The organism is Methylobacterium sp. P3_A11 (assembly GCF_056403155.1).
Genome location: NZ_JBFUGA010000139.1, coordinates 1 through 12,780, shown reverse-complemented (window position 1 = coordinate 12,780; position 12,780 = coordinate 1). Strand labels below are relative to the sequence as shown.

Genomic DNA, 12,780 nt, shown 5'->3' with positions numbered 1-12,780 from the left:
GCCCCGGGCACCTTCCCCTGGGACGACGCCCTGGCCCTCGGCCTCGGCGCGCTGGGCTGGCGCCCGCGCGACTTCTGGTCGGCGACGCCGCGGGAGTTCGCCGCGGCGCTCGGCCGACGCTCCGGTCCGGAGCCGATGACCCGCGCCGCCTTCGAGCGCCTGCTCGCCGCCCATCCCGACCCGACCGGAGACACCTGATGGCCGACATCGAACCCGACGTGCAGGGCGACGCGCGGATCAAGCAGTTCGAGACCCTCGACCGGCTGGCGCAGAGTTTCGGCCGGAGCCTCGACACGGCTCTGACCCGCGGGGCCGCATCCGGTCGCAGCCTCGACGGCGTGCTCGGCGCCCTCGGGGCGCGCCTCGCCGGCGCGGCGGCGCGGGCGGCGGCCGGGCCAATTCAGGCGGGGGTGGCCGGGCTCATCAACGGGATGCTGGGCGCGGGGTCGGAGACCGGCTTCGCCCGGGGCGGCGTGTTCCGGGGCGGCCGCGTCCAGCCCTTCGCCGCCGGCGGCGTCGTGGCCGCGCCGACCTACTTTCCCATGGCGGGCGGCACCGGCCTCATGGGCGAGGCCGGCCCGGAGGCGATCCTGCCCCTCGGCCGCGGGCCGGACGGCCGCCTCGGGGTCGCCGCGGGCGGCGCTGCGGCGCGGCCGGTCTCCGTGACGGTCAACATCGCGACCGCCGATCCGGCGGCCTTCCGCCGCTCCGAGGCGCAGGTGACCGCGAGCCTCGCTCGGGCGGTGGCGCGCGGCCAGCGGGCGACGTGAGGGTCCCCCGGGGCGGCGGCGCGCATCCTTATCCGGGCGGCGCACACGGCACCAGGGTGACGAGCTTGTAGTCGGGCCGCTCGGCCGGGCTGAACGTGTGCTGCGTGTAGGTGAGGGGGCCATCCTCCGGGTGCCGGAAGGCCCGCGAGCCGCCCTCCCGCGCCATCACGGATTGCGCTTCCCACTCGGACGCGAACAACTCCGACTCGGTTTTCAGCGTCGCGATCAGGCCGTTCAGGCCGGGATCGTCGATCAGGCGGGCGTAATCCGCGCGGAACTCGGCCAGGACGCGCCGCGCCCGCTCGCGCCAATCCGGCAGCAGGTCCCGCGCCGACGGTGCGAGGAACGTGTAGCGAAGGAGGTTCTTCGGCCGTCCGTGCCCCAGCCAGTCGGCGAACAGGCGTTCCGCCGCCGCGTTCCAGCAGCAGGCATTCCACTGCCGGTCCAGACCGTAGGCGGGACACGCCAAAGCGTCGACCAGCGCCGTGATCGCCTCGGGCGCCGGGGAGGCCGCCACGGACGGCGGCGCGTCGGGATCGCGGCGGCCGGCCAACTCGAACAGGTAGGCGCGCTCGGCCGGGGTCAGCGCCAGGGCGATCGCCAGGCGGGACAGCGTCCCCGGCGAGACGCTCACGTCGCGCCCCTGCTCGATCCAGGCGCACCACGTCACCCCGATGCCGGCCCGGGCCGCCAGTTCCTCGCGCCGCAGGCCGGGCGTCCGTCGCCGCCGCCCCGGCAGGTCGGGGGCGATGCGCTCCCTGTGCGAGCGGACGAACCGTCCCAGCAAGCGGCGCTGCGCGTCGGTGATCATGGTGGCGCTTATAACAGGATAAGATTGTCCCTTGTAACAGGTTGAGCGGTCGGGTCTGTCGAGGGCGGAGGAGAACGATCCATGTCCCGACCCCACGAGACCGTCGTCGCCGACCAGTTCGGCAGTCGCGCCCGCGCCTACGTGACGAGCGCGGTTCATGCCGCCGGTGCGGATCTCGACGCCCTGGAGGCGGCCGCCGCCCGCGAGCAGCCCGATCGCGCCCTCGATCTCGGCACCGGTGGCGGGCACGTCGCCTACCGGCTGGCGCCCCATGCCCGGTCCGTGACCGCCGTCGATCTCGCGCAGGCGATGACGGAGGCCGTCGCGAGCACGGCGCGGGAGCGCGGCCTGTCGAACATCGGCACGCAGGTCGCGGCGGTCGAGCGCCTGCCGTTCGACGACGCGGCCTTCGACTTCCTTGGCTGCCGGTTCTCGGCCCATCACTGGCGCGATTTCGAGGGCGGCCTGAAGCAGGCGCGGCGGGTCCTGAGAGACGGGGCCACCGCGATCTTCATCGACGTCGTGTCCCCGGGGCATGCCGCACTCGACACGCATCTCCAGGCCGTCGAGGTCCTGCGCGATCCCTCGCACGCCCGCAACTACACGGGCGCCGAGTGGCAGGCGGCGCTGACCCGTGCCGGCTTTCGCGTGCGGGCCACGCGGTCGCGCCGGCTGCGCATGCACTACCCGGTCTGGGTGGGGCGTATGCAGACGCCCGAGACCCACCGCGCGGCGATCCGATCGCTGCAACGGAGCGCCGCCAGCGAGACGGCGACGTATTTCGAGATCGAGCCGGACGGCTCGTTCACGCTCGACGTGATCTCCGTCGAAGCATCGGCGTGCCGGGCGCAGGCGGCCTCCTGAGCCTGGCGGGGAGCCGGGATCCGGCTCCCGCCTTCGCTCACGCCGCCTTCCGCGCCTCCGTCTCCCGCGCCCGGCTGGTGCGGCCGTCGACGCTGACCGGCGCGACGCCCTGGATCGTCACGCGGCGCACCACGCGGGGCGCCGCGCCGTAATCGTCCACCGCCCGGTGGACCGTGGCGCGGTTGTCCCAGATCGCCACGTCGCCCGTCCGCCACGACCAGCGCACGGTGTTCTCGGGCCGGGTCGCGTAATCGTGGAAGATCGCCAGCAGATGCTGCGAATCCGCCGTGGTGAGCCCCAGGATCCGCTGGATGAAGTGCCCGACGATCAGCGCGCGCTCGCCGGTCTCCGGGTGGACGTGGACCAGCGGGTGCTCGGTCTCGAACACGGTTTTGGTGAACACCTCGTCGTAGCGCCGCCGCCCGGCCTCCGAGACGTTCACCCGGCCACCGACATAGTCGTAGACGTTGGAGTGCAGCGCCCAGAGCCTGTCGGCGAGGTCGCGCAGGGGCTCGGGCAGGTCCGCGTAGGCCGCCGCCGTGTTGGCCCAGAGCGTGTCGCCGCCGTAGGGCGGCAGGGTCACGGCCCGCAGGATCGAGAGCGCCGGGTAGGCCGGCACGAAGGTCACGTCGGTGTGCCAGGAACTCGCCCGCTCGCCCCGGCTGCCGTCGATGTCGAGGACCCCCGCCGTGCCGGCGAGGGAGGGCACGGTCGGATGCGGGACGAGGTCGCCGAGGCGCCGGCCGAAGGCTTCCTGCCCGGCCTCGTCGAGGTCCTGGTCGCGGAAGAACACGACCTTGTGGGTGTTCAGCGCCTGCCGGATCGCCGCGACGGTGCCGTCGTCGAGGTCCCCCGAAAGGGCGACGCCGCGGATCTCGGCGCCGATGCGGCCGGCGACGCGGCGGATGTCGAGGGCGGGGGCTGATGCGTGGAGGGGCTGAGCGATGGCGGTCATCGGAAGATGTCCCTGGCAGGGTGGCGAGGCGGCGTGCAGAGCGCGCGATGAACCGAGATGTTCTGAACGGATGGACTTCAGAACATATCCGTTTCGGTATGAAGATCTTCGACCGACCGCCGTATTTTGTCGATGAACGGATTTTTTTATTTTCTCGCTCTTCCGGCAAGACTCTTTTCGGCGGCCTGCATCCGGTAGCGACGACATTCCCCGACTTCGCGCGGGGTCCCGCCGAGGCCGGGCACCGCGACCGTCTTTGCGAGCGGAGCGGAGCCATCCAGCGGCACCCCGTGCACCGATGTCGCGCTGCCCTGGGTCGCTTCGCTGCGCGCGCGCTGACGGCGGTGGCGCGGATGACCGGCGCGGCCCTGTCGCGACTCGAACCGGAAAGGACCGCCATGGCTTCGGACTTCCACGAGGTGCTGTTCCCCCTCGACGTCTCCCTGAGCGCCGGCGGTGGCCCGCAGCGGCTCACCGAGATCGTGACCCTGGCCTCGGGCCGGGAGCACCGGAACGGCCGCTGGGCCGATTCCCGCCGCCGCTACGAGGCCGGGTTCGGGATGCGCGGCCTGGACGCCCTCCACGCCGTGCTCGCCTTCTTCGAGGAGCGGCGCGGGCGGCTCTACGGCTTCCGCTTCCGCGACCGGGTCGACTGCCGCTCCGGGCCGCCCGGCCGGCCGATCGGCCCCCTCGACCAGCTCCTCGGGACGGGAGACGGCACCACGGCGTCGTTCCCGCTGGTCAAGGCCTATGGCGCTGGCTTCGCCCCCTACCGCCGCCGGATCGCCAAGCCGGTGGCCGGCAGCGTCCGGGTGGCGGTGGCGGGCCGGGAGATCGAGGCCGGCGCCTTCGCGTGCGACCCGACCACCGGCCTCGTCGCCTTCGCGGCCGGGCACGTGCCGCCCGCGGGGGCCGCCGTGACGGCGGGCTTCGCGTTCGACGTGCCGGTCCGCTTCGACACCGACGAACTGACCATCGACCTCGCGGCCTTCACGGCCGGGGAGATCCCGAAGGTGCCCCTCGTCGAGATCGTGCCCTGAGGAGGAGCCATGCGCGACATCCCGGAGGCCTTCGCGGCCCATCTCGCGGGCGGCGTGACCACCCTGTGCCGCTGCTGGTCCCTGCGGCGGCGCGACGGGCTCGCCCTCGGCTTCACCGACCACGACCGCGACCTGACCGTCGCGGGTCTCGTCCACGCCGCCCGCACCGGGCTGGAGGCGGCCGAGGCCAGCGCCGAACTCGGCTTCGCGGTCTCGGGCGGCGACGTGGCCGGGGCGCTCAGCAGCCTCGGCCTCACCGAGGCGGACATCGCCGGCGGCCTCTACGACGGCGCCGCGGTCGAGACCTGGCTGGTCGACTGGTCCGATCCCGGGACGCGGCTCCTCATCGACGTCGCCACGATCGGCGAGGTGCGCCGGGAGGGCGACGCCTTCGTGGCGGAGCTGCGCGGCCTGACGCACCGGCTCGGCGCCGAGCGCGGCCGCACCTACCGGGCCACCTGCGGCGCCGATCTCGGGGACGCGCGCTGCCGGGTGGATCGCGCCCCGTGGACGACCACCGGCCGGGTGACGGGCCTGCCCGAGCCGGCGACGCTGTCCGTCTCGCTCGCGAGCGCCTTCGCGGACGGCCTGTTCACGGGCGGGCGGCTCACCTGGACGGCGGGGTCCAATGCCGGGCACGCGGCGGATGTGCGGCTGCAGCTCGGCCCCCTGGTCGAACTCTGGACTCCGCCGCCCCGGCCCGTCGCGACCGGCGACGGCTTCGACCTCTCGGCCGGCTGCGACAAGCGCCTCGCCACCTGCCGCGACCGCTTCGCCAACGTGCGCAACTTCCAGGGCTTTCCGCACATGCCGGGCAACGACGCGGTGATGCGGGCCGTGCCGGGCTCCCACCCCCTCCTCGACGGCGGGAGCCTGTTCCGATGAGCGCGATGCGGCGGGCGATCGGCCAGGATATCGGTGCTGCGGCGCTCGGCGAGGCGCGCCTGTGGCTGGGCACGCCCTACCGGCACCAGGCCTCGCTGCGGGGCGTGGGCTGCGACTGCCTCGGGCTGCTGCGCGGGGTCTGGCGCGGCCTCTACGGCGCCGAGCCGGAGGTGCCGCCGCCCTATTCGGGCACCTGGGCCGAGTCGGCCGCGCCCGGGACCGATCCCCTGGCCGAGGCGGCGGCCCGCCATCTGGTACCGGCGCCCGGAGCGCTGCCCGGAGCGCTCGCGGTCCCGGCGCCGCGGGCGGGCGACGTGCTGCTCTTCGCCTTCCGCCGCCACCTCCCGGCCCGCCACTGCGCCATCGCCACCGGCGACGGCGCGATGATCCACGCCCACGACGGCGCGGCCGTCACGGAGGTGGCGCTCGCCCACTGGTGGCGGCGGCACGTGACGGGGGTGTTCCGGTTTCCGGAGGTCGGCTCAGGCCGCCGCGGCGACGCGAAGCTCAACCTGCAGCCCGGCCGCGGTCAGCATTGAGACCAGCGAGTCGATGGCGAACAGGTCTATTTTCCCGCGCATCAGGTCCGAGATGCGCGGCTGCGTGACGCCGAAGATCTTCGCCGCCTCTGCCTGGCTCAAGCCCGTTCGCTCGATGTGATCACGCAGAGCCATCATCAAGGTCGAACGAATGCGCATGTGGGCGGCCTCGGCCGGCGAGTCCTCTATGGCATTCCAGATCGTGTCAAAGGTTTTGTCCGTCACGATTGTAGCTCACGAACGAGGTCTGCGTATCGCTGCTTCGCCAGTGCGATGTCGGCGGATGCCGTCTTCTGCGTCGATTTGCGGAAGCAGTGCAGAATGAACACGGCGTCCGAGAACTTTGCCACGTCGATCACGCGAAACGCGCCGCCCGGCTCCCGGATACGGATTTCCCGGACGCCCGGACCGATCGAGGGCATCGGCTTCCAATCGTCCGGATCGCGGCCGGACTGAACGCGGTCGATCTGATAGCCGGCGGCGCGCCGGGCATCCTGAGGAAAAGCCCGCAAGTCATCGAGTGCGCTCCCGCGGAACGCGACGCCTATCGGCTGCCGACCTACAGCGTTGCCCCAATCGCCGCGACCGAGATCGGGTTATACAATTTTTTGTATATTTGCAAACGCCGCCGCACGAGACGGCCCCGGAGCCCCCCATGGCGACGCTGATCCTGTCCTCGGCCGGCGCGGCGGTGGGCACCGCGCTGGGCGGCCCGATCGGCGGCCTGGTCGGCCGGGCGCTCGGCTCGGTCGCGGGCTCGGCGCTCGGGGGCGCCCTGTCGGGCTCCGGGCCGCACACGCGCTTCGTCGAGGGGCCGCGGCTCGCCGACGTTGCCGGGCTCACCTCCACCGAGGGCGACCCGATCCCCCGGGTCTACGGCCGGGCGCGGATCGGCGGCAGCCTGATCTGGGCGACGCGTCCGCTGGAGATCGCCAACACCACGGTGCAGCGGGCCGCGACCCCCGCCAAGGGCCTGGGCGGTCAGAAGACCGTCACGACCCGCTACGCCTATTTCGCGAACCTCGCGGTCGGCCTGTGCGAGGGCGAGATCGCCTGCGTCCGCCGGATCTGGGCCGACGGCAGGGAGATCGACCAGGTCGGCCTGACCCTGCGGGTCCATACCGGCGGCCCCGACCAGCCGCCCGACCCGCTCATCGTCGCCAAGGAGGGGGCCGAGACCGCGCCCGCCTACCGCGGCCTCGCCTACGTGGTGTTCGAGCGCCTGCCGCTCGCCGATTTCGGCAACCGCGTCCCGCAATTCGCCTTCGAGGTGATCCGCCCGGTCAACGGCCTGTTCGGCCGCGTGCGCGCCGTCGACCTGATCCCCGGCGCCAGCGAGTTCGGCCTCGATCCGGACCGCGTCACCGTGGATCTCGGGCTCGGCCGGACCGAGGCCGCCAACCGCCACCAGCTCCAGCGCGACACCGACGTGATCGCCTCCCTCGACGCCCTCCAGGCGCTCTGCCCGAACCTGCGCCGGGTCGCCGTGGTGGCAACGTGGTTCGGCACCGACCTGCGCGCCGGCGCCTGCCGGGTGGTGCCGAAGGTCGAGGGCGCCCAGAAGCGCGCCCTCCCGGAGGATTGGCGCGTCGCAGGGATCACCCGCGACGGGGCCGAGGCGGTTTCGACCCTGCCGGACGGCAGCCCGGCCTACGGCGGGACCCCCGCGGATGCGGGCCTGACCCGGCTGGTGGCCGAGCTGGCGCGCCGGGGCCTCGCGGTGTCGCTATACCCGTTCGTCATGATGGACGTGCCGGCCGGCACGACGCTGCCTGATCCGCATGCCCTAGGTGCGGCCCAGCCCGCCTATCCCTGGCGCGGGCGCATCACCTGCGATCCGGCGCCGGGCCTCCCGGGAAGTCCGGACGGGACCGGCGCGGCCGACGTCCAGGTCGCGGCGTTCTTCGCCGGCGGATACCGTGCCGCGGTGCTCCACTACGCCGACCTCGCGGCCGGCTGGGCGGACGCGGGCGTCCGGATCGCCGGCTTCGTGATCGGCAGCGAGCTGGTCGGCCTGACCCGGGTGCGAGGGGCTGCCGGCTATCCGGCCGTCCAGGCCCTGCGCGGCCTCGCCGCCGCCGTGCGCGCCCGCCTCGGCCCGGAGGTGACGCTGGTCTACGCCGCGGACTGGACCGAATACGGCGCGCACGTCGCCCAGGGGGGCGCCACGGTCCGCTTCCCCCTCGACGACCTCTTCACGGATCCCAACATCGGCGCCGTCGGGATCGACTGGTACCCGCCCGTCTCCGACTGGCGCGACGGCCCGGACCACGCCGATCTGGCGGTGACGGGCGACATCGCCGACCGGGCCTACCTCAGGGCGCGGGGCGCGTCCGGCGAGGCCTTCGACTGGTACTACGCCGACGCGGCCGACCGCGCCGCCCAGGCACGCAGGCCGATCACCGACGGGGCCGCCGGAAAGCCGTGGATCTTCCGGGCCAAGGACCTCGTCGCATGGTGGTCGAGCCCGCATGTCGAGCGCGACGGCGGCGTCGAGACCCGCCCCACCGCCTGGGTGCCGGGCTGCAAGCCGATCTGGCTCACCGAGGTCGGCGTTCCGGCGGTGGACAAGGGCACCAACGGTCCCAACGTCTTCCCGGACCCGAAATCAGCCGAGGGCGCCTACCCGCCGGAATCCCGCGGCCTCCGGGACGAGCTGATCCAGCTGCGCGGGGTCGCGGCCATCCTCGCCCGGTTCGACCCGGCCGGGCCGGGCTTTCGGGACGCCGACAACCCCGTCTCGCCGGTCTATGGCGGCCGCATGGTCGATCCCGACGGGATCTTCGTCTGGGCCTGGGACGCGCGGCCCTTCCCGGCCTTCCCAGCGGTGCGGGGCGTCTGGGCCGACGCGGCCAACTGGCGCGTCGGCCACTGGATCACCGGCCGGATCGAGGGCTGCGACCTCGACCTGCTGGTCCTGCGGATCCTGGAAGATTTCGGCTTCGACGCGCCGGTCTCCGTGGAGGCCGCCGCCTATCTCGACGGCTACGTGATCGACCGGCCGCTCACCGCGCGCGGCGCCCTCGAGACCCTGGCGCAGGTCTACGGCCTCGATGTCTCGGCGGTGGCCGGGACCCTGCATCTGCGCGGTCCCCGCCGCGACCGGCCCGTGGTCCTGGCCGAGGCCGACCTCGTCCGGCTGTCGGAGGATCGGCCGGTCCTGCGCCAGGTCCGGGCCGAGGAGAGCGCCCTGCCGCGCTCCGTGGAACTGGGGATCACCGAGTCCGAGAGCCCGGATTACCGCCGCGCCGCGGCGGCGGCCGTTCGGCCCGCCGGCGAGCGGCGGCGCGAGATCCGGGTCGAGGCGGCGATCGTCACCCGCCGCGAGACCGGCGACGGACTGGCCGAGGCGTTGCTCGACCGCCTGATCGCGGCCCGCGACACCGCGCTGTTCACCGTGAGCCCGCGACGGGTCGAGTTGGCGCCCGGCGACCTCCTGGCCGTGCCGGCCGACGTGCCGGGCGGCACGGTGCTGCGCAGGATCGACCGGATCGACGATGCGCCCACGGGCCGCCGGATCGAGGCGAGCGGCGTGCCGCCCCGGGCCGGACCCGGGCGCGGGCTGGCCCGCAGCAGAGCCCAGGCCGATGTGGCGCCGCCGGTCTTCCCCGGGCCGCCGCTGGCCCTCGCCCTCGACCTGCCGGTGGATCGCGGCAGCCCGTCGATCCTGCAGTACCTCGCGGTCGCGGCCGAGCCGTGGCCCGGCGGGGCGGCGGTGTGGCGTGCCGAGGGGGCAGGCCCGCTCGCCCTCCACGGTCTCGTCGACTACCCGGCCTGCCTCGGACGGACCCTCTCGGCGCTGCCCGCCGGGCCGCTCTGGCGGATCCAGCGGGGCGTGACCCTCGACGTCACGCTGCGCCGCGGCGGCGCCCTCGCGTCGATCGGCACGGCGGCGCTGCTCGCCGGGGGCAACCTGTTCGCGCTGCTCGGCGCCGACGGCGTCGTGGAACTGTTCGGCGCCGCGCAGGCGGTGCTCACTGGACCCGACACCTACCGGTTGTCGGGCCTCCTGCGCGGGCTCGGGGGCAGCGAGGCGGCGGCGGGACGGGCGAGACCGGCGGGCAGCCTGATCGTGCGCCTGGACGACGGCGCGGTGGTGCCGCTGGTGGAGCGCCTGGACGAGGTCGGCCGCAGCCTCCGCTACCGGATCGGTCCAGCCGGAAGCGACCCGGGCGACCCGGCCTTCACGGACCTCACGGCCACGGCCGGCCTCGCCGCGCTCACGCCGCTGCGGCCCGTCCATCTCCGAGCGCGGCGGACCGGCGAGGGCGTGCGGCTCTCCTGGATCCGCCGGTCGCGCCGCGACGGGGACGCCTGGGAGCCCGCTGAGATCCCCCTCGACGCGCCGGAGGCCTATGCGGTGACGGTGTTCTCGGCGGATGGCACGGCCCGGCGCACGCTCCGGTCCGAGGCCCAGCACTGCCTCTACGCCGACGAGGCGGCCGATTTTGGCGTGGCCCAGACGCATCTCGACGTCGCCGTGGCGCAGCTCGACCCCGTCGCCGGGTCCGGGCTCCCCTGCCGCGCCCGCATCCCCGTCCGCTCGGCCTGACTGCCCGGGAGCCGCCCCATGTCCGACGCCACGCCCCATCTCGGCCTGCCGCTGATCGCCGCGAGCCAGGCCCAGAAGCACGTCACCCACAACGAGGCGCTCGATCGCCTCGACGCCCTCGTCCAGCTCGCCTGCCTGGACAAGGACCTCGCCGCCCCGCCGCCGAGCCCCGCGGAGGGCGACCGCTACCTCGTGGTCGCGTCCGAGCCCGGGGGCGCCTGGGCGGGGCTCGCCGGTCAGGTGGTGCGCTACGCCGACGGCGTCTGGACCGGTGCGGTCCCGCGGGCCGGGTGGCTCGCCTACCTGATCGACGAGGCCGACCTCTACGTCTTCGATGGCGCGGCCTGGACGAGCTTCCGCCGGACGCTGACGGCGATCCAGAGCGTCGATCGCCTCGGGATCAATACCGGCGCCGACGCCACGAACCGCCTCGCCCTGAAGGCGGATTCCGCCCTGCTGACCTGGGACGACGCCACGCCGGGTTCCGGCGACATGCGGGTCTTCGTCAACAGGAAGGCGTCGGCCTGCGACGCCGCCCTGGTCTTCGAGACCGGCTACACGGCCCGGGCGCTGCTCGGGACCCTCGGGAGCGACGACTTCACCCTGAAGGTGTCGGTGGACGGGTCCGCCTTCGCCACCGCGCTCACCGCCTGCGCGACGACGGGGGGCATCGATTTCGCCTCGGCCGAGGCCGTTCTCGACGCCGCGCCCACCACCGACCTCGGCGCCACCGGGACCCGGCGGGTCCTCGTCACCGGCGCGGCGCGGATCGCGAGCTTCGGCCGCGCGGCCGACCGGGAGCGGTTCGTGCGCTTCGCCGGGGCCGCGACCCTGGTCCACGCGGCCGGAACGCTGGCGCTGCCGACCCGGGCCGACCTCGTCACGGCCCCCGACGACACCTGCATCGCGACCTCGGACGCGGCGGGCCGCTGGCGCGTGCGCCACTACCAGCGCGCCGACGGGACGCCGCTCGCGATCGGTGCGCAGACGCTCGGCGCCAACGGGTCCGTCCAGCTCCCGGGCGGCCTGACCCTCCAATGGGGGCTCGTCACCGGCGCCGATGCGGATGTCGCGGTGACGTTCGATCGCGCGTTTCCGAGTGCCTGCCTGGGCGTCTGGACCCAGCCGGCCACCGCTGCGGGCGACGCGCTCCACGCCGCGCAGGTGAGCGACGTCGCGGCGACCGGCTTCACGCTCCGCAGCCGCCGCGCGGCGGCCGGCACGGTGACGGGCGCCGCATCCGTTCCGATCTACTGGCTCGCTGTGGGCACCTGAGGACTCGTCGTCCCTGCGTCCGGGACATCCCGACGAATCGCGTGCCCCGTCAGGCGGGGAGGAGGGCCGCGAGCATTGTGGGTTCGATCGCCGCATAGCCCGCCGCGTTGAGGTGGATGCCGTCCTCGGTGAAGGCGCGTCGGAGCTCTCCCGTCTCGGTGGCGAGGGGCGCGTCGTAGTCGACGAGGCCGGCGGCGCCGGCCGCGCAATAGGCGCGCAGCCAGCCGTTCAGGGCACGGATCCGCGCCACCGGGCGCAGCTCGGGGCGCCAGCCCCAGAAGTCGCTCGGCATGACCGTGCCGATGGTCAGCGGCAGGCCGGCCTCGAACGCCATCCGCCCGATGGCCATGAGGTTCTCGCGGATCTCGCCGTCGGAGACCGGGCCGCCGATCTCCGCGATGTCGTTGATTCCGCACAGGAGATGCACGCCGCGCGCGCCCGCCGTGTCCCGGAGGAACCGGGCGCGGATCTGCCCGCTCGTCTGGCCCGGCACGCCCCGGGCCACGAAGCCCTGCCGCGCGAAGGTCTCCGCCCGGACGATGCCCCAGGCGGCGGTGATCGAGTCGCCGATGAACACGAGCGGCCGGTCCTGTCCGCGTCCCACGCTTCCCCCTTCCGCGCCGCGCCCCGGGGCGCGCGCGGTCGCCTTAGCCCGGCGGTGCCGGGCGCGCCACCGAGCGGAGCCCCCCATGCCCAGTCCTGCCGACAGGGATGCCTTCGCGGCCGCGTGCTGCCGCCTCGGCCCCCGCCTGATGCGCGATCTCGGCCTGAGCGCGGTCCAGGCCGCCGGCCTCCTGGGCAATCTCGGCCACGAGACCGGCGGGTTCGGCCGGCTCCAGGAACTCCGCCCCGCGGTGCCCGGCTCCCGGGGTGGGTGGGGGCTCGCCCAGTGGACCGGACCCCGGCGCGTCGCCATGGAGGCCTGGTGCCGGGCGCGCGGCCTGGACCCGGCCTCGCCGGAGGCGGGCTACGGCTATCTCTGCGTCGAGCTGCGCACAACCGAGGCGCCGGCCCTGGCGGCCCTGCGGGCGGCCCCGACCCTGGAAGCCGCCACCGAGACGGTGTGCCGGCGCTTCGAGCGCCCGGGCG

Annotated in this window: 14 protein-coding genes; 9 read left to right on the top strand and 5 right to left on the bottom strand. The window is 74.4% G+C overall.

The features are described 5' to 3' along the window. Both AC1DXK_RS27805 and AC1DXK_RS27800 read left to right on the top strand, forming a co-directional pair. A partial coding sequence (locus AC1DXK_RS27805) for a phage tail assembly chaperone (RefSeq protein ID WP_477299509.1) occupies window positions 1-198 on the top strand: 198 nt, incomplete at its 5' end. After that, window positions 198-770 carry a phage tail tape measure protein gene (locus AC1DXK_RS27800; RefSeq protein ID WP_457108415.1) on the top strand — a complete coding sequence of 191 codons (573 nt, stop codon included), beginning with the start codon at window positions 198-200 and terminating at the stop codon, window positions 768-770. The genes AC1DXK_RS27805 and AC1DXK_RS27800, both read left to right, overlap by 1 nt. A gap of 28 nt (window positions 771-798) precedes the next feature. On the opposite strand, the gene AC1DXK_RS27795 is transcribed toward AC1DXK_RS27800, so the two are convergent. Next, complete coding sequence (locus tag AC1DXK_RS27795) at window positions 799-1,581, bottom strand: helix-turn-helix transcriptional regulator (protein ID WP_457108414.1); 783 nt, start codon at window positions 1,579-1,581, stop codon at window positions 799-801. Between the two features lie 81 nt (window positions 1,582-1,662). Between AC1DXK_RS27795 and AC1DXK_RS27790 the strand changes: the two genes are divergently transcribed. Next, window positions 1,663-2,445, top strand: a complete 783-nt coding sequence (locus tag AC1DXK_RS27790) for a class I SAM-dependent methyltransferase (protein ID WP_457108413.1) — start codon at window positions 1,663-1,665, stop codon at window positions 2,443-2,445. A gap of 37 nt (window positions 2,446-2,482) precedes the next feature. Here AC1DXK_RS27790 and AC1DXK_RS27785 read toward each other — a convergent pair whose 3' ends face one another. Then, entirely contained in the window at window positions 2,483-3,400 is a 918-nt protein-coding gene (locus AC1DXK_RS27785; RefSeq protein WP_457108412.1) for a TauD/TfdA dioxygenase family protein, read from the bottom strand. A gap of 398 nt (window positions 3,401-3,798) precedes the next feature. Here AC1DXK_RS27785 and AC1DXK_RS27780 point away from each other — a divergent pair, with 398 nt between their 5' ends. From AC1DXK_RS27780 to AC1DXK_RS27770, 3 genes are read left to right on the top strand one after another with little or no spacing between them, the layout of a single operon-like run. Next, window positions 3,799-4,440 (top strand): phage distal tail protein, Rcc01695 family, encoded by a 642-nt coding sequence (locus AC1DXK_RS27780; RefSeq protein ID WP_457108411.1) that lies wholly within the window; start codon window positions 3,799-3,801, stop codon window positions 4,438-4,440. A 9-nt stretch (window positions 4,441-4,449) separates the two neighbouring features. After that, window positions 4,450-5,325, top strand: coding sequence for a DUF2163 domain-containing protein (locus AC1DXK_RS27775; RefSeq protein ID WP_457108410.1), 876 nt, complete (start codon window positions 4,450-4,452; stop codon window positions 5,323-5,325). After that, a complete protein-coding gene (locus AC1DXK_RS27770) occupies window positions 5,322-5,864 on the top strand; it encodes an NlpC/P60 family protein (RefSeq protein WP_457108409.1) in 543 nt (180 codons plus the stop codon). The genes AC1DXK_RS27775 and AC1DXK_RS27770 overlap by 4 nt, the downstream gene beginning before the upstream one ends. Here AC1DXK_RS27770 and AC1DXK_RS27765 read toward each other — a convergent pair. After that, a complete protein-coding gene (locus AC1DXK_RS27765) occupies window positions 5,808-6,089 on the bottom strand; it encodes a helix-turn-helix domain-containing protein (RefSeq protein ID WP_457108408.1) in 282 nt (93 codons plus the stop codon). The two genes, AC1DXK_RS27770 and AC1DXK_RS27765, sit on opposite strands and share 57 nt — an antisense overlap. Continuing rightward, complete coding sequence (locus AC1DXK_RS27760; RefSeq protein WP_457108407.1) at window positions 6,086-6,376, bottom strand: type II toxin-antitoxin system RelE/ParE family toxin; 291 nt, start codon at window positions 6,374-6,376, stop codon at window positions 6,086-6,088. The genes AC1DXK_RS27765 and AC1DXK_RS27760 overlap by 4 nt, the downstream gene beginning before the upstream one ends. Window positions 6,377-6,519: 143 nt before the next feature. Here AC1DXK_RS27760 and AC1DXK_RS27755 point away from each other — a divergent pair, with 143 nt between their 5' ends. Together AC1DXK_RS27755 and AC1DXK_RS27750 are read left to right on the top strand one after the other, a co-directional pair. After that, a complete protein-coding gene (locus tag AC1DXK_RS27755; protein WP_477299508.1) occupies window positions 6,520-10,416 on the top strand; it encodes a baseplate multidomain protein megatron in 3,897 nt (1,298 codons plus the stop codon). Between the two features lie 18 nt (window positions 10,417-10,434). Then, window positions 10,435-11,691 carry a DUF2793 domain-containing protein gene (locus AC1DXK_RS27750; RefSeq protein ID WP_457108406.1) on the top strand — a complete coding sequence of 419 codons (1,257 nt, stop codon included), beginning with the start codon at window positions 10,435-10,437 and terminating at the stop codon, window positions 11,689-11,691. 49 nt (window positions 11,692-11,740) lie between these two features. Here AC1DXK_RS27750 and AC1DXK_RS27745 read toward each other — a convergent pair whose 3' ends face one another. After that, on the bottom strand, window positions 11,741-12,295 hold the full coding sequence (locus tag AC1DXK_RS27745; protein ID WP_457108405.1) for a GDSL-type esterase/lipase family protein: 555 nt from the start codon (window positions 12,293-12,295) through the stop codon (window positions 11,741-11,743). 85 nt (window positions 12,296-12,380) lie between these two features. Here AC1DXK_RS27745 and AC1DXK_RS27740 point away from each other — a divergent pair. Then, window positions 12,381-12,780 (top strand): phage tail tip lysozyme (locus AC1DXK_RS27740; RefSeq protein ID WP_477299507.1); only part of this gene is annotated, 400 nt, incomplete at its 3' end.

Excerpts from the sequence above, each read along its gene's own strand:
- AC1DXK_RS27800 (WP_457108415.1), top strand. The coding sequence starts at position 198 with ATGGCCGACATCGAACCCGACGTGCAGGGCGACGCGCGGATCAAGCAG.
- AC1DXK_RS27795 (WP_457108414.1), bottom strand. The coding sequence starts at position 1,581 with ATGATCACCGACGCGCAGCGCCGCTTGCTGGGACGGTTCGTCCGCTCG.
- AC1DXK_RS27790 (WP_457108413.1), top strand. The coding sequence starts at position 1,663 with ATGTCCCGACCCCACGAGACCGTCGTCGCCGACCAGTTCGGCAGTCGC.
- AC1DXK_RS27785 (WP_457108412.1), bottom strand. The coding sequence starts at position 3,400 with ATGACCGCCATCGCTCAGCCCCTCCACGCATCAGCCCCCGCCCTCGAC.
- AC1DXK_RS27780 (WP_457108411.1), top strand. The coding sequence starts at position 3,799 with ATGGCTTCGGACTTCCACGAGGTGCTGTTCCCCCTCGACGTCTCCCTG.
- AC1DXK_RS27775 (WP_457108410.1), top strand. The coding sequence starts at position 4,450 with ATGCGCGACATCCCGGAGGCCTTCGCGGCCCATCTCGCGGGCGGCGTG.
- AC1DXK_RS27770 (WP_457108409.1), top strand. The coding sequence starts at position 5,322 with ATGAGCGCGATGCGGCGGGCGATCGGCCAGGATATCGGTGCTGCGGCG.
- AC1DXK_RS27755 (WP_477299508.1), top strand. The coding sequence starts at position 6,520 with ATGGCGACGCTGATCCTGTCCTCGGCCGGCGCGGCGGTGGGCACCGCG.
- AC1DXK_RS27750 (WP_457108406.1), top strand. The coding sequence starts at position 10,435 with ATGTCCGACGCCACGCCCCATCTCGGCCTGCCGCTGATCGCCGCGAGC.